The 23,427-nt window shown below is 55.2% G+C and carries 26 protein-coding genes; 15 read left to right on the plus strand and 11 right to left on the minus strand.

The annotated features are described in order from the left end of the window. Window positions 1-20: 20 nt before the first annotated feature. The 9 genes from B5F76_RS12825 (at window position 21) to B5F76_RS12865 (ending at window position 9,603) form a co-directional block, all read left to right on the plus strand. Window positions 21-3,227 (plus strand): VWA domain-containing protein, encoded by a 3,207-nt coding sequence (locus tag B5F76_RS12825; protein WP_144268489.1) that lies wholly within the window; start codon window positions 21-23, stop codon window positions 3,225-3,227. Window positions 3,228-3,307: 80 nt separating this feature from the next. Then, window positions 3,308-4,516: a glycosyltransferase gene (locus B5F76_RS12830; RefSeq protein ID WP_087355204.1), complete on the plus strand. Its 1,209-nt coding sequence runs from the start codon at window positions 3,308-3,310 to the stop codon at window positions 4,514-4,516. A gap of 355 nt (window positions 4,517-4,871) precedes the next feature. After that, a complete protein-coding gene (locus B5F76_RS12835; RefSeq protein ID WP_087355206.1) occupies window positions 4,872-6,302 on the plus strand; it encodes a TolC family protein in 1,431 nt (476 codons plus the stop codon). 171 nt (window positions 6,303-6,473) lie between these two features. Further along, window positions 6,474-7,193: a nitroreductase family protein gene (locus B5F76_RS12840; RefSeq protein ID WP_144268490.1), complete on the plus strand. Its 720-nt coding sequence runs from the start codon at window positions 6,474-6,476 to the stop codon at window positions 7,191-7,193. After that, the gene (locus B5F76_RS12845) at window positions 7,168-7,674 is read left to right on the plus strand and encodes a flavodoxin family protein (protein ID WP_087355210.1); all 507 of its coding nucleotides are present in this window, start codon (window positions 7,168-7,170) and stop codon (window positions 7,672-7,674) included. Before B5F76_RS12840 ends, B5F76_RS12845 begins: the two co-directional genes overlap by 26 nt. A 53-nt stretch (window positions 7,675-7,727) precedes the next feature. Further along, the gene (locus tag B5F76_RS12850; RefSeq protein ID WP_087355211.1) at window positions 7,728-8,006 is read left to right on the plus strand and encodes a hypothetical protein; all 279 of its coding nucleotides are present in this window, start codon (window positions 7,728-7,730) and stop codon (window positions 8,004-8,006) included. Beyond that, window positions 8,007-8,303 carry a hypothetical protein gene (locus tag B5F76_RS12855; RefSeq protein ID WP_087355213.1) on the plus strand — a complete coding sequence of 99 codons (297 nt, stop codon included), beginning with the start codon at window positions 8,007-8,009 and terminating at the stop codon, window positions 8,301-8,303. Window positions 8,304-8,544: 241 nt separating this feature from the next. Continuing rightward, window positions 8,545-8,763, plus strand: coding sequence for an EamA family transporter (locus B5F76_RS12860; protein ID WP_087355215.1), 219 nt, complete (start codon window positions 8,545-8,547; stop codon window positions 8,761-8,763). 321 nt (window positions 8,764-9,084) lie between these two features. Continuing rightward, window positions 9,085-9,603: a single-stranded DNA-binding protein gene (locus B5F76_RS12865; RefSeq protein ID WP_446717641.1), complete on the plus strand. Its 519-nt coding sequence runs from the start codon at window positions 9,085-9,087 to the stop codon at window positions 9,601-9,603. A 132-nt stretch (window positions 9,604-9,735) separates the two neighbouring features. On the opposite strand, the gene B5F76_RS14980 is transcribed toward B5F76_RS12865, so the two are convergent. Continuing rightward, window positions 9,736-9,945: a hypothetical protein gene (locus B5F76_RS14980; protein WP_162608846.1), complete on the minus strand. Its 210-nt coding sequence runs from the start codon at window positions 9,943-9,945 to the stop codon at window positions 9,736-9,738. On the opposite strand from B5F76_RS14980, the gene B5F76_RS12870 reads away from it, so the two are divergent. Beyond that, window positions 9,872-10,990 carry an MBL fold metallo-hydrolase gene (locus tag B5F76_RS12870; protein WP_162608847.1) on the plus strand — a complete coding sequence of 373 codons (1,119 nt, stop codon included), beginning with the start codon at window positions 9,872-9,874 and terminating at the stop codon, window positions 10,988-10,990. The two genes, B5F76_RS14980 and B5F76_RS12870, sit on opposite strands and share 74 nt — an antisense overlap. A 10-nt stretch (window positions 10,991-11,000) precedes the next feature. On the opposite strand, the gene B5F76_RS12875 is transcribed toward B5F76_RS12870, so the two are convergent. From B5F76_RS12875 to guaB, 5 genes are all read right to left on the minus strand, one after another. After that, window positions 11,001-11,378 carry a hypothetical protein gene (locus B5F76_RS12875; protein ID WP_087355217.1) on the minus strand — a complete coding sequence of 126 codons (378 nt, stop codon included), beginning with the start codon at window positions 11,376-11,378 and terminating at the stop codon, window positions 11,001-11,003. Next, the gene (locus B5F76_RS12880) at window positions 11,359-12,333 is read right to left on the minus strand and encodes a DNA adenine methylase (protein ID WP_087355219.1); all 975 of its coding nucleotides are present in this window, start codon (window positions 12,331-12,333) and stop codon (window positions 11,359-11,361) included. The genes B5F76_RS12875 and B5F76_RS12880 overlap by 20 nt, the downstream gene beginning before the upstream one ends. Continuing rightward, window positions 12,333-13,136, minus strand: coding sequence for an MBL fold metallo-hydrolase (locus tag B5F76_RS12885; protein ID WP_087355221.1), 804 nt, complete (start codon window positions 13,134-13,136; stop codon window positions 12,333-12,335). Before B5F76_RS12885 ends, B5F76_RS12880 begins: the two co-directional genes overlap by 1 nt. Window positions 13,137-13,205: 69 nt before the next feature. Then, complete coding sequence (guaA, locus tag B5F76_RS12890; protein WP_087355222.1) at window positions 13,206-14,741, minus strand: glutamine-hydrolyzing GMP synthase; 1,536 nt, start codon at window positions 14,739-14,741, stop codon at window positions 13,206-13,208. Between the two features lie 48 nt (window positions 14,742-14,789). Beyond that, window positions 14,790-16,250: an IMP dehydrogenase gene (gene guaB, locus B5F76_RS12895; RefSeq protein WP_087355224.1), complete on the minus strand. Its 1,461-nt coding sequence runs from the start codon at window positions 16,248-16,250 to the stop codon at window positions 14,790-14,792. A gap of 486 nt (window positions 16,251-16,736) precedes the next feature. Here guaB and B5F76_RS12900 point away from each other — a divergent pair, with 486 nt between their 5' ends. Together B5F76_RS12900 and B5F76_RS12905 are read left to right on the plus strand one after the other, a co-directional pair. Then, window positions 16,737-17,069: a hypothetical protein gene (locus tag B5F76_RS12900; RefSeq protein WP_087355227.1), complete on the plus strand. Its 333-nt coding sequence runs from the start codon at window positions 16,737-16,739 to the stop codon at window positions 17,067-17,069. A 13-nt stretch (window positions 17,070-17,082) separates the two neighbouring features. Further along, window positions 17,083-17,574: a hypothetical protein gene (locus B5F76_RS12905; RefSeq protein WP_087355229.1), complete on the plus strand. Its 492-nt coding sequence runs from the start codon at window positions 17,083-17,085 to the stop codon at window positions 17,572-17,574. Between the two features lie 117 nt (window positions 17,575-17,691). Here B5F76_RS12905 and ggt read toward each other — a convergent pair whose 3' ends face one another. Further along, the gene (gene ggt / locus B5F76_RS12910) at window positions 17,692-19,320 is read right to left on the minus strand and encodes a gamma-glutamyltransferase (protein WP_087355232.1); all 1,629 of its coding nucleotides are present in this window, start codon (window positions 19,318-19,320) and stop codon (window positions 17,692-17,694) included. A 330-nt stretch (window positions 19,321-19,650) separates the two neighbouring features. After that, window positions 19,651-20,124, minus strand: a complete 474-nt coding sequence (locus B5F76_RS12915) for a cytochrome c3 family protein (protein WP_162608848.1) — start codon at window positions 20,122-20,124, stop codon at window positions 19,651-19,653. A gap of 314 nt (window positions 20,125-20,438) precedes the next feature. Here B5F76_RS12915 and B5F76_RS12920 point away from each other — a divergent pair, with 314 nt between their 5' ends. Beyond that, window positions 20,439-20,834, plus strand: coding sequence for a cysteine-rich small domain-containing protein (locus B5F76_RS12920; protein WP_087355237.1), 396 nt, complete (start codon window positions 20,439-20,441; stop codon window positions 20,832-20,834). 47 nt (window positions 20,835-20,881) lie between these two features. Then, window positions 20,882-21,238, plus strand: a complete 357-nt coding sequence (locus B5F76_RS12925; RefSeq protein WP_087355240.1) for a DUF805 domain-containing protein — start codon at window positions 20,882-20,884, stop codon at window positions 21,236-21,238. A 124-nt stretch (window positions 21,239-21,362) separates the two neighbouring features. Here B5F76_RS12925 and B5F76_RS15490 read toward each other — a convergent pair whose 3' ends face one another. The 3 genes from B5F76_RS15490 to B5F76_RS14990 all read right to left on the minus strand — a co-directional run bounded on the left by B5F76_RS15490 (window position 21,363) and on the right by B5F76_RS14990 (window position 22,102). Further along, window positions 21,363-21,494, minus strand: a complete 132-nt coding sequence (locus B5F76_RS15490; protein ID WP_275074608.1) for a hypothetical protein — start codon at window positions 21,492-21,494, stop codon at window positions 21,363-21,365. A gap of 100 nt (window positions 21,495-21,594) precedes the next feature. Continuing rightward, window positions 21,595-21,858 (minus strand): hypothetical protein, encoded by a 264-nt coding sequence (locus B5F76_RS14985; RefSeq protein ID WP_162608849.1) that lies wholly within the window; start codon window positions 21,856-21,858, stop codon window positions 21,595-21,597. A gap of 67 nt (window positions 21,859-21,925) precedes the next feature. Further along, window positions 21,926-22,102: a hypothetical protein gene (locus B5F76_RS14990; RefSeq protein ID WP_162608850.1), complete on the minus strand. Its 177-nt coding sequence runs from the start codon at window positions 22,100-22,102 to the stop codon at window positions 21,926-21,928. Between the two features lie 370 nt (window positions 22,103-22,472). Here B5F76_RS14990 and B5F76_RS12935 point away from each other — a divergent pair. Then, the coding region (locus tag B5F76_RS12935) for an RNA-guided endonuclease InsQ/TnpB family protein (RefSeq protein WP_087355244.1) at window positions 22,473-23,427 on the plus strand (955 nt) is incomplete at its 3' end.

The raw sequence follows: 23,427 nt of genomic DNA on the forward strand, positions 1-23,427 counted from the left end.
AGGGTGAGGGCAACAACACCATGACGGACGAGATCGCCATCAACGTGACAGACGCGACTGGCGACGAGGTCAATGGCAATCTTGTCATCACCATCGTGGACGATGTGCCTGAGGTTGCGGTTACCGTTGGTACCCCAGAAAGAGGGGAAAAGACAAATCTTACTGATGGTAGTCTTACATCTTTTGAGGATTATAGTGATAATATATGGAGCAATATAGAAGATAAGCATAGTGCTACTATCTGTAATGGCCAAGTGACCATGACAGCTGGTCATATTTATAAAGATAAGCCTAATGAGTTTGTTGCTACTGAAGATGCAAAATTTGATAAAGGATTTGAAGATCATACTAAACCAAATCTTTCTCATGGGCTTACTGTTAATGGAGAAATTCATGATTATCCTAATACGGGACCAAATGATACTGACGAAATAGCAGCTGATTCTTCGCATTCCGAGGCAGTTGAGTTTACTCTACAGGGTCTAGCCTATGGTTTAAACTTGCAGCTGGGAGCGTTTTTCAGCGCAGGTGCAGATGATCCTGCCAATGAAATTGTCAGAATTATATTCTATAAAGGCGATGAAATTATTGAAGATAAAATTCTTTCAAGTACAAGCATAGACGGGGTTTTTGGTGACAATGGGGAATTTTCACAGTATTTCTCAGAAGGCTTTGATCGCGTAGTGATTACTGCCGTTGATAACGAAAATTCTGCGAATAACAGTGAATTTGTTATAAGCCAAATAGGATTTGTTACACAGCCAAACGCCATGTATGTGACGTCTGGGACTGTTACTGCCATCAGTGGAGCTGATGGTTTTGATCCTGCCTATGATGGAAATCCCCATACGGAGTTTGCCCAAGCAGATGGCACACCTTATCAAAATGGGCAAGCGCTAACTCTGTATGATGAACAAGGTCATTCGTTCTCTGTAACGCTGGAAATTAAGGAGGGTACATCCGGCAATGATAAGGTCATGACGGCCTATCGTACAGAAGATGGAAAGGCTGATCTCTCACAACCTGTTTTCAGTGTTAACCTGGATCAGGACGGAAACTGGACATTCAAGCAATATGAGACTTTCCATGATTCGCCTTCTCGCGACAATATTTTTGAGCTTGGTTTTGTTACTGAGGACGCTGATGGAGATAAAGATTACGACTCAGCAAATATTCTTTTGAATACAGATACATATGGGGCAATTGATGGAAATGCTGGCAACAGTGACGACACCATTACTATAACTGGAAGTGATAGTGTGGCTGGAGCTGTGGTTGCTGGCGACACCGGTGGGATGGAAGTACAAACTACTGTCCAACCAGGTCAGGACTACAACATTTCTATTATGCTTGATTTGTCGCGTTCGATGAATGACCAGAGTGGTTCTGGCAAGTCAAGATTGGCAATGGCTAAAGAGGCTTTGGAAACCTTCATCAAGGATACTATTGCGAATCATGATGGTGCAATCAATCTTCAGCTCATTACCTTCAATAAGAACGCACGGGAAATAGGCACATGGAAGTTGGAGAGCACCACAATGGAGGGAGAAGAAGCCACTAATTCACAACAAATTATAAACATACTCTCTGCATTGGAAAACATCTCTTATGGTAATGAAGGCACCAACTACACCGCTGCTTTTGAAAAGGCGACAGCGTGGTTCAGTAAGTCCCCTAATGAAGGAGGTGTTGCTGGCAACGGTGGAGAAAATTTGGCCTTCTTCATTTCAGATGGGGAGCCGACATATTATAATAGCAAATGGGATGTTGCAGGTACTGGTAGTGACAGTAATCAGGAGACAGTCAAGAATACCCTTAAGGCTGCTCAAGAGCTTCAGAATGCAGGGAATGGCGTGCACGTCAATGCCATCGGCATAGGTACGAGCAGATCTCTGTCGACTCAAGGACAGACAATTCTTGACCTTATCGACAATACTGGTGGTACTGGACAGATACAGGCTGAATATCCACATGAAGATTTGGTGTGGGATGGGTGGACGCCAGAATGGAAATGGACAACTAGTGAATGGCAAGAAGATCAAGTTCTTTCTCTTGGTGATAGCGACCTGGTCAATACCCCTGACGGCCTGACAGCAGCACTCACCGGTGGCAGCCTTATCACTTCTACAGATTTGGCTGATGCAGGTAACGATACCATCATCGCAGAGGACTCCAGTTCGTCTGCCATTGTGTTCGGTGACGTGATGAATACCGATCAGCTGTTGCACGAGCTGAAGCAGCTCAGTGATAAGCAATTGAATAATGCCGATCAGCTGCCTGAATACGGTTCCGGTACGGAAGTGTTCAAGTGGCTGGAGGAAAACGGCAACAGGCTTACAGATACTACCAAGTTCGAAGGCTGGACGCGTGACGACAGCATCAAATACATGCTACAGCATGCAGAAGAGCTGGGCTATGAAACCCGTGTGGATGGAGACGGCACACCCTACCTTGTGACGACCAACGGTACCGTACTGACGTTGGACGGCACTGAAGCCAAAGATGTTACCCTGGATAGTCTTACCGGACGCGATGGTGGCGACGATACCATTACCGGCAGCAGCGCCTCCGATACCATCTATGGCCAGGAAGGCAACGACCTGCTGGTAGGCGATCCGTCCGATAATTTGGATGAGGTGAAGGATGTCACTGTTTCTACCATCGAAGAAATGAAAACTCATAACAATGGTAAGTTTGAAAGTTTTCTTTCCAAGGTGGAAGGCATGGAGGGTGACGGTGATGACATGCTCTTCGGCGGTACTGGAGACGATGTGTTGATCGGCATGGGCGGTGATGACTATCTGAATGGCGGAGCTGGCAAGGATGCCATCTTTGGCGGCTCCGGCAACGACATCATTGTCTACGATCAGAACGACTACATGGTCAGCGGTGGAGAAGGCATCGACTTCATGGTGACAGACAAGAGTGAAGTAACCTTGGATACTCTTGGTACAAGTGGTCGTGACGGTAATCTTGGCCCCATCGTTGATGGTATCGACGTCCTCATCAAGGGAGACGATGCCCTGAGCCTGACCAATATGGAGCAGTTGTCCGAAGAATATGGTGTTACAATAGGAGAGAATAATACAATATCGTTGGATGACAGATGGACTCCGGTTGACGGTAATGACCACACGTTTGCCTTCGAGGGCAATAATTTGACCATAGAAATATCAAATGAACTCACAGTCGAAGCTGCCCGACTTCAGGTAGAAAACAATGGCTAACCTCTGACACAACAGGCTTCTTCAGGGGAGTGTCCCTTTATCCGGGACACTCCCTGTCAGCCTTTTTTCCCGGAGTCTGCATGCGCATCCTGTTCATCAACCATTCCTTTCCTGGGCTCTTTGCCTCCCTTGCCTCTGCCCTTGCGGCGGATTCCGGACATGAGGTTTTCTTTGCCTCTTCCTATGGCAGGCAGGAGCGACCCATTCCCGGCGTGCGCAAGATCCGTCTTGGCACAAACGAGACGCGAGCAAGGACAGCGAGCGGGGAACTGGAAAGCATGGTGATGGCAGGACGGCTTGCGCTGCGCTCCTTCGAGCAGTTGACAAAAAACGGCCTTGCCCCGGATATGGTGATATCCTCATCAAGCGGGGGCTATTCCCTTTTCTGGAATGCGGCCTTTCCTGGGGCCTTCAGGGTGAGCTGGACAGAGAGTGTTTCTGTCTTGCCGGACAGGGATATGGCGTTAGAGCCTGTCTTTACCCGTCATCTTGTCCAGTGCAGGCAGGCATTGAGCGCCCATCTGGTGGTCAGCCTCACTGCCGGACAGCCGGGGATTCTTGGCAACAGCCTGAAAACTTCCGTGGAGCTGCCGTATGCGGTGGACACGGAGAGATTCGCAAGCGTTCAGGGCTCGCCCCTGATCATGGACGAACAGGATGTGGCTGCCTTTCCGGAGCTTGTCCTTCTTGCAGCCTCCAAGCGGCAGACAGGGGATCTGTATCTGGCAAGGCTTCTGACAGCTCTGCTCGCCAAAAGGCCGCTTTGCCATGTGGTGCTCTTTTGCGACACCATGACAACAAGGGCCCTGATGAAGGAGTATTGCGCAAGCCTTCCGGAAGGTATTGCCAGAAGTCTGCACATCTCCGGCATGCTTTCCCTGAACAAGTACAAATCGTTGCTGGGCAAGGCCAAGGCTCTTGTCTATCCACCGGGTTGTGTACCCCAGGCAACGGCCCTGCTCGATGCCATGAGCTGTGGAGCAGCCCTTGTGTTGGCAGGGGAGGGGCACATTCCTCGCATCCTCAAAGACGGCTCAAACGCACTTGTCCTCGGCAACTGCCAAGAGGCGGAGGACTTTGCCGGGCGTTTAAGCTCTCTCCTGGATCAGGGGGAGAAGCTGCGCGCAATCGGGAGCAAGGCAAGGCAGACAGTGTGCACCCATTTTGATCAGAAAAGGGTTCTGCCCCTGCAGGTGGGCTTTCTCCTTGAGATGTACCACATCTGGAAGGAGAAGGGGGACGCTGCCTTGAGAGAGGTCTTGCGCACACGCAAAAGCCTCAACAACTAGGCCCATACGGACTCATGACTCTTGCCCACTCTCAACAGAGAGGAATGGCGTGGGAAAGAACGTTTTCTTGGACGGAGCACCCCTTGCGGACCTTCCCACGCACAAATCCACAGACATACCATGAGGAGCATATGCCTTTCACAAGAATTCCGCTTTTTCCGGGCATAGTGCGTCACCGCATGCTCGGCTAATACGCGATCACAGACTTCTGTGCTTCTTGGCAGCGCATCCTTGAGGCCCCTTGCCCCGAGGAGCGCAGTTTTCGAGCTTTTCTTCCAGGCTATATTCATGGCTTGACTTCCATTTGCAGTCGGCCCCCAATCAAAGTCACTTAAATCCTTTTGGGAAAAAGACCATGCGAAAATTCAGATTGCTTGTGATCGCGGCCCTTCTTGTTGCGCTGCCCATGCCCCTCATGGCTGCTCCGCAGCGTCTTGCCAATCCCGCCTTTCCTCCGGCCCCGCCCGCGGGACAGGCCATTTCCGTCAAGGACACCATGTATGGTGTCCTGCGCATCCACAGAACCCTGCGCGGCATGCAGGAAAACCGCGAGGTCCTGAAGCACGAGCTTGATCGTGCCTACCGCGGCTTTGGCCCCAGGGTGGACGTGAACGCTCAGGGCGGTTTCGGCATTTTGAGCGACAGTACCACGAGGCGCAACGATTCCGACACAGGCCTCTTTCCTGCCGTAAACCTGAGCGCCACCCTGACCCAGCCCATCTGGGACGGCTTTGCGACCAGAAGCCGTGTGCGCCAGGCAAAATCCACCCTGGATTCCCAGAAGTGGAGAGTCCTCGACAATGTGAGCTCCCTGTGCCTTGACGGCATCATTGCCCACATCAACCTCTTGCGCACCCGCACCCTGGTGCAGCTGGCAGAGGAAAACGTGCGCGTGCACGAGCGCATCCTCGGCCTTGCCCAGGATCGTGTGAACGTCGGCGCGGACACCCAGGCTGACTTCACCCAGGCCCAGTCCAGATACCAGCGCGCCCTGTCCTCCCTTGAGGAGCAAAAGGACGCCCTGCGCGTGGCAGAGGATACCTACACCCGCCTCACAGGCCTTCCGGCAACGGACAGGCTCAAGGAAGTGCCCATGCCTCCGGAAATCTTCAAGAACGCTGCCAGGGTGTTCGAACAGGCCGAGCAGTTCAATCCCACACTTGCTGCCTACATGGAAGACGTGCGCACTGCCACTGCCGGCAGGGAACTTACTGAATCCGCCTTCTACCCCTCCTTCAGCCTCACTGCAGGCCCCAACTACTACACCAGGGGCGACAGGGACGAATACGACGATACCTGGACCTGGAGCTTCGACGTCATGCTGACCATGACCTGGAACATCTTCAACTCGGGGGCAGACGTGGCAGCCTACAAGGCAGATTCCGCGCGCATCCGCCAGGCAAGACAGGTGTACTACAACTACATTGACGATCTGAAGCTGGACATCGACAGCACCTTCTCCAACTATCTCGCTGCCCAGCAGCAGTACAAGCACTATTCCAAGGCCATAGAGTTCAACAAATATACGCTCAATGCCTACAACGAGCAGTTCCTTATCGGCCGTCGCACCCTGCTGGACGTGCTCGACTCCGAAAACGAGCTTTTCAACTCCTCCTGTTCGGCTGAAACAAACAGGGGCAATATCATCATCGGCGCCTACAGGCTGCTTGCCCTGACAGGAAGGCTTTTGCCTGCCATGTCCATTGCCCAGGAAGGCATACAGGCTCTCCCGCCCGAGGATCCGGAGGACAGCCGCGAGGTCTTCGAAATGGGCTGGTTCAACTAAACATACAATGTGGAGAGCGTCCCCAAAGGGACAACATGGAGCAGACAACATCGGTGTTCTCTGCTCCTTTTTTGTTGCCCCAAAAAAGTGTTTTCGGGCTGTTGACAGCCTTTGGGGCAGGGTGTGAAGGTGAAGGACACGATTCTTCACACAAAGCCCAAGGAGGCTTTCATGGACAGACGAACTTTTCTGGGCGCAGGCGCTGCCCTTGCCGCCACTCTTGCCATTGCCCATCCAGCCACTGCAAAAGAAGCAGCGGCAGCTTCTGTGCGGGCACTTCCGCCAGCGCAAAAAACGGGTGGCAAGCCGATCATGGAGTGCCTTGGCACTCGCCGCTCCACGCACATGCCGGGCAAGAAGGAGCTCACAGAACAAGAGCTTGCCGATGTGCTCTGGGCTGCCTGCGGCATCAGCAGCGAGAGCGGCAAGCGCACGGTGCCCACAGCCAGAAATCGTCAGCGCATAGCTGTCTACGCAGCCCTGAAGGACGGCGTGTGGCTCTACAAGTTTGCCGAGCACGCTCTTGAGCTGGCCCTTGCGGGCGATCGCCGCGAGGACTTTGACGGCTCAGCCTGCGTGCTCTTGTACGCCGCCCCCAGCGAGGATCCCTTTGCCGGCGTGCATGTGGGGTCCATGTACCAGAACGTGGGGCTCTATTGCGCAAGCTCGGGCCTTGCGAATTGCGTGAAGCATCAGCGCCACGACGCCCTGGACCGTGAGCTTCCCCTGCCCGATGGCTGGGAAGTGGTCATGGTGACAGCATTTCTAGATAGAGTATCCGATAGCCCTTTGGGGATGGGCAATGAACCCAATCTCCAGAGGGGAACAACATGGAGGGGAGCCCGAAAGGGCTCCGTGAACAAGAATGAAACTGCTCGCCATCAACGGTAGTCCACGCAGGAAGAGGAACACGGCAACCATTTTGCAGAGCCTGGTCGACGGAGCCATGGAGGCAGGGGCAGAGGCTACCCTGGTCCATCTGGCAGGGTTGCATTTCAGGGGCTGCGCAAGCTGCTTTGGCTGCAAGCTTTTGGGCGGTCCATCCTACGGCCGCTGCGCCCTGAAGGACGATCTCACTCCCGTGCTCGACATGGCCCACGAGGCAGACGTGCTCGTGCTGGGCTCTCCCTTCTATTTCAGCGCGGAATCCTCTCTCTTGCGAGCCCTTGAGGAGAGACTGTGGTTTCAGTACTCGCGCTACGACACCGAGAACGTGACCCTGTCTCCGGCAAAGAAGGCCTGTGCTCTTGTATACACTATGAACATCCCCGAGGAGGCCATGTCGAGATACCCCCTGAAGGGGGCTGTCTCCTCCTTCAACAAGGCTGTCATGGAGCGCGCGAAGGCCCTTGGCCGGATGCTCGTGAGTTAAGGATATTGAGGCCCGGAAGCCCGGGCCTTTTTCACAAAAAGGAGATGTGGAGAGTGGCGAGAGAAGACAGAAAGGTAGAATTCAGGCAGGCCACCCAAGTAGATGGTGGCAAAATGATCGGCTGGCTGCGCCTTCCCTCCAGGTGGCTGCAGAAAATGCGCGTATATCCCAAATGCCCGGAAGTCGCGCTCCTCTTCGATGGCGAGAAGATCACCATCGAACAGCCGAAAACCGTCGGCATCAGGAGGAGTCCTTTGGCAGGCAGGGCAAGGCTGCACCGCTTTGCTCTTGTCTGGCTTGTCCTCATTGAGAGTCACAACGCCAATCCCTAAGTGGAGAGGTTCTTTGGCGGGAATACTTTTGGCGACGAGTGCCTTGCCCTGGGCTTCGACATGGACTGTGGGCAGTCGCTGGAAAAGGCAGTACCCGGAGTTTCGGATCCTTTCAAAAGCCAGGTCTTCGCAAGCCATGTGGCAAAACTGGATGTCCAGACCCTGGGCAACGCCATCTTTTCCCGCTGGCGGCGGTGGACGCACTGGGACGAGTGCCCCCTGGACGAAGACGGCTGGACATGGTTTGTCCTGGCCCTGAAGCGTCTTGCGAAGCTCACCGAGGAGGACAAGGTATAGGGAAGGGCGGCCGGGGCGCTTGTCCAACCATGTGAACCTCAGGGAATGCCTGTGTCGCCGATTTTGTGGAGTTTTCCCTGCGCAGTCTTTCCAGGGAGAAACAGCGATCGTGGCTGTGATGGTGCCTTCTCAAAGCCGGTGAGCAGAACAGGCTCCCTCTGCTTGCGCCTTGCCATTCCTGCGGATCATGGAGGCCTGACAGGGGCAGCTGTCTTTGCATATCTTCCCGTATTCGCGCCCAATGTCCTGCTTTTCCGTTCGCGTGCTCGGCACCTTGCAAACCTCGGTCTATGTCTATCTTGTGCCCGTGGTGACTGTGCTCACCTCACATATCCTTTTGGACGAGCACTTCACCCTCATGATCCGTGTCGGCACCATCCTGACCCTGACAGGCCTTGTGCTCTCGAGCCTTGATATCCTGAGCGAGGCCTACAGGTACAGCAGGAGGAAAAGGGGCTGAGAGAAATGTCTGTTCTTCCCGGGGGATCCTCTTGCAAAAGAGAATATCCCTTGCGCGGCGACCTGTATAAATGCAAAAAATGCTTTTTCTGAGGTGCTGTGTGGAGAATGGCATTGCAGTTTTGGGATATTTGTCTTCACTTGTGTCTGATATTTGTTTGAAATGCATGTATAAAAAAGACAGAACAAGAAGAATGTCGGGAATATTTGCGCGCAAGTTGTGTTTTGCAAGAAAAAATCATGTTTGACTTTTGCTGCCCTGTTGTGTACACAAATCTCCTTTCACCAATTCTTGTGCGGCGCTCCGCAAGGGAGCCGTCGTATGATGTTCACAAGGAGACACGACATCATGCTGAACAAGGTAATGTTAATGGGCCGTCTGGGAAAGGATCCTGAAATCAAGTATCTGGCAAGTGGAGCGGCCATTGCGACATTCAATATTGTGACCGACGAGAGCTGGATCGACCGCAACGGCCAGCGTGTGGATCATGCCGAGTGGCATCGCATCATCACCTTTCAGAGGCTTGCGGAAAACTGTGCCCACCACATCGGCAAGGGCAGCCTTGTCTACGTGGAAGGCAGTCTGCAGACCCGCAAGTGGATCGACCAGAACGGGCAGAACCGCTATGTGACCGAGGTCAAGGCCCAGAAAGTCCTCTTTCTGGACAGGCGTCGCCCGGACAACCAGCAAAATTCCATGGACAGCGAGTGGCAGCCCAGGCGCCAGGAGCGCAACGACTACTCCGCACAAATGCCCTCTGACAATCCCTATCAGGACAACAGGGTGCAGGGCTCGGACATGAACCTTGGCCTTGGCGAGGTGGAGGAAGCCTCCTTCTAGCGAGTGCAGGGCATTTCTGGTCTGTCGTCTGACAGGCCAGGCGGGGAAACTGCCCGCTGCCAAAAAAGATACGAGTCCGGAGTTTCGGAAAAGATCCGAAACTCCGGACTGCCTTTTTCATGGCCCCGTTTCCTATGACACGTCTGCAGCGGACATTCCCAGAGCCTCTGTGCCAGGCTCGGGCAAGTTTTTGCCATTTTTGGCAGACGACTGTTCATCGCCCCTGTGGTAGAAGGGGCCCTGTACCAAATCCAGTGAGAGGATGAGCATGAACAGAAGAACCTTTCTCAAGGGCTGCGCCGCAGGAGGCGCTGTCCTGGCCATGGGAGGAGCAGGAGGCATGGCATTTCTCGATTCTGCGGCTTTCGGCGCCCTGCCTGAAGGCAAAGACCTTCAGCGCATACTCTTGTCCCCGCATCAGCAGGGTGGTGTCTTCGTGAATCTCGAGCCGGCACCAGTCCTTGCGGACAACAGCAATTTTGTCGTCTCCCTTGCGCGCTGGCTCATGCTGAAACGGGAGCGCCCGAAACCGCAAAAGCCCCTGCCACACGTACGGGTTGACGTGCGCAATCTCGAAGAAAACGCCCTTGTCTGGCTTGGGCACTCTTCCTTCTTTTTGCGTCTTGCTGGCAAAAACATCCTCATCGACCCGGTCTTCAGCGACTACGGATCCCCCTTCTTTTTCAGCAACAGGGCCTTTGCGGGCACGACCTTTGTGACTGCAGACGACATGCCCCGCATTGATCTTCTGCTCATAACCCACGACCACTGGGATCATCTGGACTATCCCACTGTCATGGCCCTGAAGGACAGGATAGGGTGCGTTGTCTGCGGCCTTGGCACAGGGGCCCATTTCCGGCGCTGGGGCTTTGCGGGCAAATCCATCCTTGAGGGTGACTGGGGAGAGAGCCTCGACTTCGGGGAGCTCAAAATCCACTTCATAACCTCAAGGCATTTTGCTGGCCGCTCCCTCAAAAACCACGACAGGGCCCTTTGGTGCGGATTTGTCCTTGAAGTGCCGGGCTTTCGCCTTCTGCACAGCGGTGACGGCGGCTATGGCAGCCACTTCAAGGCCCTTGGGGAGCGCTTCGGAGCGGTTGATCTCGCCATCATGGACAGCGGCCAGTACAACAAAAACTGGCCCACAGTGCACATGTTCCCCCATGAGGCTGTGCAGGCTGCGCTCGACGTGGGCGCCCGCCACTTCATGCCTGCCCATATTGGCCGCTTTTGCCTATCGCAACATTCCTGGGACGAGCCCTTTGTGCTTGCAGCCCAAAAGGCTTCCGAGAAAAACCTTCCCCTTTTTACACCCCTCATGGGCAAGGTTATTCCCCTGACACGGGAGCTGCCCGCACAGCCTCACTGGTGGGAGGGTCTGGAATAGGGCCCGGGACTCACATTTGGGGAATCGAGCGCCCGACAGAGCAGGCCTTCCATCGCCCGTCCTCGTTCTTGAGCGTCCAGACCATGGTTTCGCTGCCCTCACAAGCCCCGTCGTCTGTTTCCTGCCAGGTGTAGACTGCCCGGACCCAGGCAAAACCGTCCTCAAGGAAGCCGCTATCCGAAATCGCAAGCTCGCAAAGCGTGCGCGATGGGGCCTCCTCGCTCTCGGCCATGTTGGCGCGCAAAAGCTTGGCCATGGGACCCGTAACCAGGGGCTCCATGGCCTCCCAGTCCACGTAGTTCCAGTGCCAGATTGCGAGCAGTATCTCCCCGGCAGCCCTTTCAAGATCTTCGGGCATGCCAGTCCTGTCAGTCCCGTTTTCCTGCATGCTTTTCCTCCCTGGGGATGAAATTGGAAACAAGGATTTCGCGCACAGGTCCCCTTGCACAGCCTTTGCTGTTGATGGAGCGCCTGGCCTCTACCCGCCGTATGTGATAGTCTCTGTACAGTTTGTCGAAGAAATTGTCTTTCGGATCGATGTTTTTTGGATCCGAATTACTGAGCAAAAAGCGCGCGCCCCTCTTGTCCACTTTCCGCACAAGGGTCGCAAGTTCTTTTTGCTGCACATCGTCAAAGCACTCCGACGTGTAGGCCGTAAAGCTTGCGCTGGCTGATATGGGCCTGTAGGGCGGATCCAGATAGACAAAGGTATTCTCGTCCACAACATTAAGGCAGTGCTCGTAGCTTTTGCAGACAATGTCCACATCTTTAAGGGCGTGCGAGACAGAGCGCAGGTTTTTTGCGTCGCAGATGGCAGGCCTTTTGGCTGAGCCTGCGGGCACATTGAAAAGTCCCTTGGCATTTACGCGAAAGAGGCCGTTGAAACAGGTCTTGTTGAGGAAGACGAGCAGGGCTGCGCGCTCTGTCAACCTGTTCTCCCTTGTAGGCTCGTCCGCGATTTTAAGTTCATTGAAGCGTGCGCGTTGTTCAAGATACATCTTTTTGCGCGCTTCACCCTCCAGCGGCCAAAACGCGTCCTGCAGCCTTTCAAGCCTCGCGATCACATCCTCGGGATAGTCGCGCAGGCAGACATAGGCGTTCACAAGCTCAGTGTTGCAGTCGCCAATGTAGACGCTTTTCAGTTCGAAGCGGCCGAGGATGTCGAAAAGAACAGCTCCTGCGCCCAGGAAGGGCTCGACATATCTTGTGAACCTTCCTTCGGCAAAGGGGTAGTAGGGCATGATCTCGGGCAGAAGCTGGCTCTTTCCACCTGCCCATTTCAGAAAGGGTCTGGGGCTTGGGTTCGCTGCTTCCTGGCCCGAAAGTGCATCCTTCCTGGCCATCAGAAAAGCTCCAGACTTTCGAGATCGTCCGGAATGTACAGCTTTCCGGAAAAATATTGCGCGCCTTCCTCGTGGTAGCGCCTTTTTCTGTTTTTCAGATCCGTGTCCTCGGTGTGATAGAGGACAAGGTTGCGCACCCCAAGCTTGTCGGCAAGGGTAGCAGCGTCCTTCACTGTGGAGTGATGCTTTTCGTAGGGTTCGAAGATGTCCGCCTCGGAGGAGAGGCAAAAGGCCTCGTGCAAAAGCCACTCGCAGCCTTTTGCGTATTTGAAGGCGCAGGGCTTGCAGGGCTCGTCTCCGCAGCAGACAAGGCGCTTTCCGTCTCCACGGTCCAGGGAAAAGCCGTACTGTGTTGCCTTGGTCGATCCTATGTCGAAAAAGGTCACGCGCCAGCCCTGTATCACAAGTTCCTCTGCATCGTGCACTGTAACAAGATGCAGCCTTGTGTCGATGAATGCACTTTCCTTTTTCGTGAGGACTTTTTGGGCCATGTCCCGCACAAGTTCCGTCACCTCTTCGTGCGAATAGATGAAGGCGTCCCCCTCGTATGTGCCCTTGCTCATGGTCTGGCAAATGAGCCGTGTCATCCAGAAGATGCCCAAAAGGTGGTCCATGTGCTTGTGGGTGACGATGATGTGGCGCATTGCCTTCCATTCAAAGCCCGCTGTTTTAAGCTGCCGCTGGATGCCGTTGCCACCCCCGCCGTCCACGAGGATGCGTCTGTCTTCCTCGCTGAGCACGAAGCAGGTGTTGTAGCAGTTTGTGACAAGGGCCTTGCCAGTGCCAAGCATGGTCAGTCGCATGGTGCATCCCCCATGTTCTTCGGGATCAAAAAAGGGGAGGGTTGCCCCTCCCCAAAGGATTTGTCGATACTATTCCCACTCGATGGTGCTCGGGGGCTTGGAGGACACGTCGTAGACCACGCGGTTTACGCCATTGACCTCGTTGATGATGCGGCCCGAGATTTTGGCCACCAGATCATGGGGCAGGCGCGACCAGTCCGCTGTCATGGCGTCCACACTGTCCACCACGCGCAGGGCAATGACGTGCTCGTAGGTGCGGCCGTCGCCCATGACGCCCACGGTCTTCAGCGGCAGAAGAACTGCAAAGCCCTGCCAGACCTTGCGGTACCAGCCGCTGGCCTTGAGCTCCTCCTGCACAATGCTGTCCGCTGCGCGCAGGATCTTCAGGCGATCCTCTGTCACCTCGCCAAGAACGCGGATGGCAAGACCGGGACCAGGGAAGGGCTGGCGCCAGACAATGCTGTCCGGTAGATCCAGTTCCTTGGCCACCTTGCGCACCTCGTCCTTGAAGAGCTCGCGCAAGGGTTCGATGAGCTGCAGCTTCATGGTCTCCGGCAGACCACCCACATTGTGGTGGCTCTTGATGACAGCCGAGGGGCCCTTGCTGGACACGGATTCGATGACGTCCGGATAGAGCGTGCCCTGGGCAAGGTAGTCCACCTGGGAGATCTTCTTGGCCTCCTCGTCGAAGATTTCGATGAAGGTGTGGCCTATGATCTTGCGCTTCTTCTCCGGATCCTCGACGCCTGCGAGCTTGCCAAGGAAGCGCTCCCTGGCGTCCACCACGGTCAGATTGATGCCGATGTTGTCGCCAAGAAGGGTCTTGACCTCCTCGACTTCGCCTGCGCGCAGAAGGCCGTTGTTCACGAAGATGCAGTGCAGGTTCTTGCCAATGGCCCTGTTGAGCAGCACTGCCACCACAGTGGAGTCTATGCCGCCGGACAGGGCGCAGATGACGTGCTTGTCGCCCACCCTGGCCTTCATGTCCGCCACTGTCCTTTCCACAAAGGAAGACATGGTCCAGTCCGGCTCAAGGCCTGCCACCCTGAAGAGGAAGTTTTCGAGCATTTTGGTGCCTTCCTCTGTGTGGTGCACCTCGGGGTGGAACTGGACAGCGTAGATCTTGCGGGTCTCGTCCGCCATGGCTGCTATGTCCAGGGTCTGGGTACGGGCCGTGACCTTGAAGCCTTCGGGCACGCGCACAACGCGATCGCCATGGCTCATCCACACCCTGCTCTTTGCGGGAATGTCGCCCCAAAGTGCCGTGCTTTCCAGGATCTCGAGCTCTGCCGGGCCGTATTCCCTGGTGGTAGACTGTGCAAGGCCGCCGCCAAGGGCGCTTGTGAGCAGCTGCATGCCGTAGCAGATGCCAAGCACCGGCACGCCGAGCTCAAGCAGTCCCATGTCGAGCTTCGGGGAATCTTCCTCACCCACTGAGGCAGGGCCGCCGGAAAGCACTATGGCCTGGGGATCCATGGCCCGCACTTCGCTGGCCGTGACCGTACAGGCATGGATTTCCGAATACACGCCTGCCTCGCGTATCCTGCGCGCGATAAGCTGGGTGACCTGGGAGCCGTAATCTATAATGATGACCTTGTTGGGCATGTCCCCACTCCTTCGGGTCCGAACTTCGGGATTGGCGCCTTGCAACGACTAGTTGTTGTCGAGGCGGTAGTTGGGTGCTTCCTTGGTGATGACAATGTCGTGCACATGGCTTTCGCGCAGGCCAGCGGGCGAAATCTCGCAGATGCAGCCTGTGGCGAAGAGCTGGGGAATGCTGGCAGCGCCAAGGTAGCCCATGCCGGACTTGAGGCCGCCGATGAGCTGGTAGATGACGTCCTTCACCGATCCCCTGTAGGGAACGCGGCCCACGATGCCCTCGGGCACGAACTTCTTGCTGCGCTGCTGGAAGTAGCGATCGGAGCTGCCTTCCTTCATGGCATCGATGGAGCCCATGCCGCGGTACACCTTGTAGGTGCGGCCCTGGTAGAGAACGGTCTCGCCCGGGCTTTCCTCGGTGCCGGCAAAGAGGGAGCCTATCATGATGCTGTGCGCGCCCACTGTGAGGGCCTTGACTATGTCACCGGAGAACTTGATGCCACCGTCGGCTATGCAGCAGCGGTCCATTTCTCTGGCAGCCTTGCTTGCGTCGGCTATGGCCGTGACCTGGGGCACGCCCACACCGGCCACGATGCGGGTGGTGCAGATGGAGCCGGGTCCGATGCCTATCTTGACGCAGTCGGCTCCGGCCTCGAGGATGGCCTTGGCGCCCTCGTAGGTGGCCACGTTGCCTGCAATGAGCTGGCAGTGGGGGAAGGCGGACTTCACTTCGCGGATGGTGCGCAAAATGTTTGCCGAATGGCCGTGGGCGGAGTCGAGCACAAGGGCGTCCACATCGGCAGCAAGGAGCTGCTCCGTGCGCTCCAGCGTGTCCGCAGTGACGCCAATGGCAGCTGCCACGCGCAGACGGCCGCGATCGTCCTTGCAGGAGTTGGGGTACTTCTGCACATTGTCGATGTCCTTGATGGTGATGAGGCCGCGCAGATGCTTGTTCTCGTCCACAACCAGGAGCTTTTCGATGCGGTGTTCGTGCAGATGGCGCTTGGCTTCCTCCAGGGAGGTGCCCATGGGAACGGTGATGAGGTTTTCGCTGGTCATCACCTCGCGCACCAGAACCTTGGTGCCGTCTACCACAAAGCGCACGTCCCTGTTGGTCAGGATGCCCTTCAGGCAGCCGTCGTCCACGACGGGCAGGCCGGAAATGCTGAAGTCGTGCATGAGATCCAGCGCTTCCTGCACTGTGCTGGAGGAAGAGATGGTCACGGGATCGAGAATCATGCCGCTCTCGCTCTTCTTGACCTTTTCCACCTCAAGGCGCTGACGCGCTATGCTCATGTTCTTGTGGATAACGCCAATGCCGCCCATGCGGGCCATGGAGATGGCCATGGCAGACTCTGTCACCGTATCCATGGCAGCAGAGAGCAGGGGGGATTTCAGCTGGATTTCGGGGGTGAGCCAGGTGGAGACGTCCACCATGTCGGGGGTCACTTCCGAATAGCTGGGCACGAGAAGAATATCGTCAAAAGTCAGGGCTTTGCCGCGATTGCTGAACATGCTTGCCTCTCGAGAGGTTAGAGGTAGGGGAGAAAAACTTGATCGTTTCTTGTAGTCCGGAAAGACCGTCTTGTCAAGAAGTGGCGCGGAATTTGCAAGAGGAAAAATCGAAAAGAAAAGCTGTGTATTCGGCACAATTTTTTCAAAAATTTCCTTCTTGAAAGGAAATACATACCCAAACTCTCCAGGTTAAGCAGCAGTATCTTTCTGTGTTATGCAGGATGTTTTACTTGAATTTACAGAAAATATCAAAAGGAGACATGCGTCACATACTCTTCTTGCGAGCGAAACCCTTTCTGTTCTAGAAAAAATGCGCACGCCTTTTTTTTCGGGACTTGTGCATCCGGCAGGGGATTTCACAGTATTTTTGTCACTTTTCCCTCTTCTTGCCACTTGGGCTGGGAATCCGTATGAAATGGGGATGCAAGCAAACGCGCGAAGGCGTATGCCTTGTGCGCAAAATCCGCAATTTTCGGGAATTCAAGCATGCCAAGACGTCTGCTCATCCTTCTCTGGCCCCTGGCCCTTGTCTTTGTGCCCGTGTGGCTCGGCAACCTCTTCCTCTCCGGTGAAAACCTGCTCTGGAACCCCATTGCCATAGCCCTTGCCTGGCCCGAAGGTCTGGCACAGCTCTTTGCCTACAGTGCAAGCCTTTGCACAGGTGCCGTGTTTACTCTGGGACTTTGCCTCTACTGGTATGTCCGCTGGCCGTCCCCCCTCTACGCAATCCTTTTGTTCTTTGCGGCGACCATGGCCTCTCCGGCCTGGGTGGTGGTAGCGAGACTGTGGCACGCCCTGGGCGCCCAGCCCGTGGGCTAGGGGACAGGCATCCATGTCCGAGACTCGCTTCCTGTCGCGCTTCGCGCCCAAATTCCTGCAAACCCTTTTCTTCCTTTTTGTCCTGTGCATGTCCGGCATGGTGGCTGCCCTCGGCATGGTCTACGCCCACGTGATCGACTGGACCCTGCTTGGCATAGGCTCCCTGTGCCTCATGCCTGTCCTTGTTCTTGTGGACATTCTGGCAGTGGCCTCGGCCTGTACCGGGGCCCGCAGGGAGCCAGAGGCTGACAGGAGGAAGGCCTGCGAGGATCTTCTGACCCGCATGGCAACACTTTGCCTCATCCATCTTGCCACTGCCGCCCTGGGCCTTTTTTTGCTGGCTGTTCCCGCAAGCAGCGTCTGGGCGGACGGGCTGACCCTTGTGCGCTTTCGGGCAACCTTTCTGGCTCTCCTCACTTTGAGCATTCTCTTGAGCCTGCAGCTGCCCTACGCCATAGTGAACACTCTCCTGCCCCTTGTGCGGGGGAGAAAGGAGGGCGCGTAAGAAGCAAAAAAGCCCCTTGTCCAATAAGAAGGGGCATGGAGGCAATACTATTGATGCGGCGGCCCGGGAATGTTCCCCCTGGTCCGCCGCGCTGTTTTTCGGGGTAGGTCAGGCAGCCTACAGTGTCAGGGCAAGGCCGTCGCTGCGCGGATCCGTGGCAGCATCGACGCTTCCGTCCTCCTTCACAAGGATGGCGCCGGCATGCCCCATGGACTGGCTGAAGTTTTCCACATACTCGATATTGTGGCCGAGACTTGCAAGCTGTGCGCCAACGTCTGCCCTGATGCGGCCTTCGAGTTTCAGGGTTGTGGAATCGTCGCCCCATGTCCTGCCGTAGAGGAATCGGGGGGCAGCCACTGCGTCTTCGGGAGACATGCAAAAATCCACTATGCGCGAGGCAATGACAGCCTGTGTCTGGGGCTGGCCGTCGCCGCCCATGGTGCCGTACACAAGGTAGGGCTTTCCGTCCTTCAAAAGCATGGGGGGATTTAGGGTGTGCATGGTGCGCTTGCAAGGCTCAAGGGCATTTGCGTGCTTTTCGTCCAGGGAGAAGAAGGAGCCCCTGTTTTGCAGGATGACGCCAGTGCCCTCCGGAATGATGCCGGAGCCAAAGTCGTGGTAGATGCTCTGTATGTAGGAGACCGCATTTCCTTCCCTGTCCACGCAGCCGAGCCAGACAGTGTCTCCCTGAGGCGAAAGCGAGGGCAGGAGGTAGTTGCCCACCCTGTCCATGGGAAGCGAGCGTGCCATGGAGGCGAGATAGTCCGGATCAAGCAATGAGGCAAAGTCGGTCCCGGAAAAGTCCGGATCCGTAACGTAGCGTTCGCGATCGGCAAAGGCCCTTTTCACTGCCTCTGTCAGAACGTGGTAGAAGGCCGCTGTCCCTTCCCCAAGGGCCCTGGCGTCGAAGCAGTTGAAGATGCCAAGGATCTGCAGGGAGGAGAGACCCTGGCAGTTGGGGGGCAGGTTGCAGGCAGTGCAATTCCTGTAGGCTGTGCGCAGGGGCTCCACGAAAAAGGCCCTCTGGCTTGCGAAATCGTCTTCCGTCAAAAGCCCGCCAACATCGGCCAATCCCTTCACAAGAGCCTTTGCAAGGCTTCCTTCGTAGAAGGAGCGGGGGCCTTTGTCGGCAATGGTTGCCAGGGTCCGTGCGAGGTCCGGCTGGCGCAATGTCTCCATGGGCCGCAGAGGCCTGCCACCGGGATAGAAGATTTTCGCAAAGCCCTTGTACTGCTGAAGGTTGTGGCGGCCCGTGTCGTCGACCTTCGTGTCCTCCACAATCCAGTCCGAAAGGCTCCTTGTGATGGGAAAGCCACGTTCCGCATGGCTTCGGGCGTCCCCGAGCAGGTGTGCCAGGGAAAATGTTCCCCTCATTGTTTGGGACGAGTACTCAAGGGCCAGATCCCAGCCGGACACAATGCCCGGCACAGTGATGGCTGCCAGGGGGCCGCGGCTCGGGATGGTGGAAAGCCGCTTTTCCTCATAGACCTTGCGGTTCACCTTCGAGCCGGATTTGCCACTTGCGTTGATGCCCCTGAGTTCGCCTGTACGCGCATTGTGCACAAGGTAGAAGGCGTCTCCGCCGAGGGTGCACATCTGGGGGTAGACAACTGCAAGAACAGCGCCTGCTGCCACTATGGCCTCTATGGCGTTTCCTCCGTCCGCAAGGACGCGGCGGCCTGCCTCGCTGGCCAGATATTGCGGGGTGGTGATGGCTGCCCTGGGACTGGTGCTTTGTTGTATCATCACAAAATATCGGCGCCTTGTGTGACGCCGCCTCCATGCTGTTTGAAGTGGGGGAAGGGTACCCGGACGTTTGACGCCGGGCAGACAGGGCTTTTCCCTGGCAGGGAAGGATATTCCTGACCTCTCCATATAGGCTCATCGGGCCTGTGAAGTCCATGGAGGGAGAAGGAAAATTTGCCAAAACAGTATGCGAGGAGAAAAGGCGGAGGGGGACATGCTCTCCCGGGAGAGCCTTTCTGCCGCACAAGCAAAAAAAATCCCCGCGCATGCGCACGGGGAAGAATTTGCTGGCCTCTGTTTTGCCGGTCTTTTTCGGGATGGGCCGTGAGACTACTTGCGTGCCTCTGCCCTTGCTGCGGCCCTGGCCTCTTCGGACATATGGCAGGGGCGACAGTTGGTGAAATGAGGGAAGTCAGCAGGACGAGCCTCGGCCATCTTCGTATGACAGCCGTAACAGGATCTGTCGCTGCCCTTGGCGTGGAAGGCCTGGAAGGTGCTGTCCACATCCTCGCTGCGGGGCTCTGTATTCTGGTGGCACTCGCTGCAGGAAACGTAGTAGCCAGTGCTGCCTTCCTCATGGTGACAGGTGCGACAGGGCACGCTTCTGTGGGTGTTGTGGTTGAAGGTCACGTTGAGCAGGGGCGAGACGCTGGACTTCAGGACAATGGGATCCTTCATGCGCTTACCGATTTCATGAACCGGGTCTACAGAGCTGTCCTTGGCCTGGGGAGCTGCGTTGGAGGTTTGCACTGTCACTGCCAAACAAAAAGCCAGTGCTGCCAGCAGGAGAAAAATCCTTTTCATTTCCCGTCTCCTTAGAGCGTAGTATGCGGGTGGCACAGCCAGGCCCGAAAGCATGCCTGCGAAAAAACCCGACAATATTTTTTACCAATACTGCAAAAAGAGTGACAAGACAAGAAGCGGAAAAATTTTTCTTCATGAACAATACTGGCCGGGAAGCCCTTGCCTGTGCAAGAAGCCTTGTGATCATTGCGAGCAGCGCGAGAGCGAAAGGGCAGGTTCCGGCAAGGCATGTTCTCCTTGTTTTCAGCAGGAAGTTTTTTTGCTAAAAGGAGCAAACACCTTCTTGCACCGCAATCCGCATCCCGGAGACATGCATGGCCAGGCCTTCGTGGGAGCATGCCCACTATTCCTTCTACAGCAACAGGCAGTGCGAATACTTTCCCTGCCACAGGACAGAGGATCCGGACAATTTCAACTGCCTGTTCTGCTACTGTCCGCTCTATGCCCTGGGTCGCAGATGCGGCGGCAACTTTCGCTACACGAAAAAGGGGATCAAGGACTGCACAGACTGCCTCTTCCCCCACCGCAGGGAGAACTATCCCGAGGTAGTCAGGCGGTTCGGGGAGATAGCCCGGCGCATGTGCGATTTCGAGCAGGAATGTGCCCCTGAGGGGGATGGGCAGGAAAAAGGGCCAGGCAGCACTTCGGTGGCCCGTCCGCACAACCCTTCAGAAAGCCCTTCGGACAGTTCTTCCGAGTCGAGATCCTGATCTTCACAATCCATTTACGGGAGGCGGTGCCAAGGCACCGAACGAACATGACCTTCAAAGACGCCGTGGCTTCGGCCCTTGTGCAATACGCCAGCCTGCAGGGCAGATCGTCCCGCTCGGAATTCTGGTTTTTCGCGCTCTTCATCCTGATTGTGAGCGCAGCAGTCTATCTGGTTTCCCTGGCCCTGCCCGAGCGCTATGGCCCAATCATGCAAAGCCTGGTCTTCATGGCCCTGGCCATTCCGCTCTTCAGCGTCTTCGTGCGCCGCATGCACGACATTGGCGCATCCGCCTGGCGTGCCCTTGTTTTCTGTGTGCCGGTTTTGCACATCATCTGCCTCTACTGGGCCCTGAAGCGCGGACAGGAAGGCGAAAACGAGTACGGGCCGGCTCCCCTGGACTAGCTTCGGAAAATACGGGGATAAGCAGGGGCGCAAGGCGCCCGCCTTTCTGTATTTTGCGAAAAGGTTTCATCCCCCTTGCATGTGCGCATGCGAGGTCTTTTTCTGTGCCCAATGGGCACCGGACCTAGCGAAGAAGAAGTGCGACAGCCACCAGGACCAGGAAATAGACAAGGTACATGCCAAGGGAAAGTCTTGCGGCCTTCTTTTCGGCGTGCCCGGACGCGGCGATGAGGTCGTTCATTTGTGATGTAGCCATGATGTCCTCCGTATCATTTCGCGGGGAAAATGTTTTGTCACACAGCTGTAATCAAAGTGTCTGAAGATTATAATTTTCACAATTATTGTGAAAAAGGAATTCAATTTTTAATAATGTGCTCTATATTGTGCATGTGTATTTGCAAGATACATAGCATCTGTGTTGCATCATGGCAAGACATATTTTGAAATAAAAGCAATACAACTTGAATTTGAAAGGCTATTGCAGAAAAAATATGCAGGAAAAGGAAATTCACTTGCAAAAGTTTTGCCCTGGCCTGCGCAGGGCCGATCTTGCTCCGGCCTGGACTTTGGTCGGCGGATGGGGCGACTCGTGGATAGAATGCAGCCTTGGCTATTGGCACAGCAAAAGACCCCACAGCTTTTGCTGCGGGGTCTCAAAAAAAAAGGGGCAAGCCCTGTTGATTGCTGTTAGCGGTGTCTGGGAGGCGGCGGAGGCGGTCTGTGATCGCGGCCGTCGTAGTCACGTCTGGGAGGACGGCGGTCCGGCGGAGGCGGCGGGGGGCGATGACGGCCGTTGCAGGCGCTCAAAAGAGTGGTCGCGCCGATGAGGCCGCCTATGAGGCTCAGAAAATGACGTCTTTGCATAGTGAAACTCCTTTGCCAATGCAAAAGGTTTTACCAAAATGCGCCGTAAAGCCCAGTCCTTCAGGGCGGGGATATAAGGCGCCCACCAACCTTTGTCTGCATAATATTTGTGTATCAGATCTATAAAAAAATGACAATATCTCGAAGATTTGTATGCTTAATCGCTAGACAAAAGCTAAAAAACAGATAATTTTCTTGACAGACGCTCAATAATCAAGGAATATTTGCTTTGAAGCGTCTAAAAAGACATTGCTAGACTCTCTCTCCAGTGTGTATGGCAAGCAAAGAGCAAATCGGCATAGAGGAGGATTCATGATGCTGTACCGTTTCAATCCCTTGATATCTTTCGCACAAAAGTGATATTTGCTATATGAAGATTATCCACAAGGGCTTCACTTTTCGTCTCGAGCCAGACAAAAAGACGGAAAATCTCTTTCGGCAATACGCTGGTTGTTGCCGTCTAATCTGGAATCTTGCCCTTGAAATGGAAAAGACAGCCCTCGAGAAGGGAACCAAATTTCTGGGGTATCACGCCCTTTGTGACCAATTGATGGTCTGGAAGGGAAGGAAAGAACCAAAGGAATCAAAGGAAGAAGCAAAAGTTTTCCCCTTTCTTGCAGATGTTCACTCCCAGATTCTGCAGCAGAGGATGAAGGAGCTGGACCAGGCCGTCAAAAGATTTCGGGAGAGCGAAGCAGTAGGTTTTCCGAAATTCAAAAGAAGGGGGCGTGATGACTCATTCCGCTATCCACAGGGATTCAAGCTGGATGAGGGGAACAGCTGTATCTATCTTCCCAAGATCGGCTGGGTTCGCTACAAAAAAAGCCGGGAGATAGAAGGCACACCCAAGAACGTAACTGTTTCGCTTGAAGCGGACCACTGGTATGTTTCCATCTGTGCGGAAATCGAGCTCCCTGATCCTGTACACCCCTCCCAGGAGGCCGTTGGTCTGGACGCAGGCGTTGTACGCTTGCTGACACTTTCGGATGGCAGCTTCATAGTGCCTATAGACGCCCTGCGCAAATACGAGGAGAAGATAGCCAGTCTGCAACAGGAGTTGAGCCGAAAGAAAAAGGGTTCTTCGAACTACAAAAAGGTTCAAGCTCGCATAGCGAAAATATACAATAAGGTCGCCAATACTCGCAAAGACTATCTGCACAAGGTGACTACGGAGATCAGCAGGAAATTTGGAATTGTCGTAATTGAAAATTTGCTAGTCAGGAATATGACCCGTTCGGCAAAGGGCACTGTAGAAGAGCCCGGACACAATGTGAAGGCCAAATCAGGGTTGAACAAGGCCATCCTGGACCAGGGATGGTACGAAC

Source organism: Desulfovibrio sp. An276 (genome assembly GCF_002159665.1).
Taxonomy (GTDB): domain Bacteria; phylum Desulfobacterota; class Desulfovibrionia; order Desulfovibrionales; family Desulfovibrionaceae; genus Desulfovibrio; species Desulfovibrio faecigallinarum.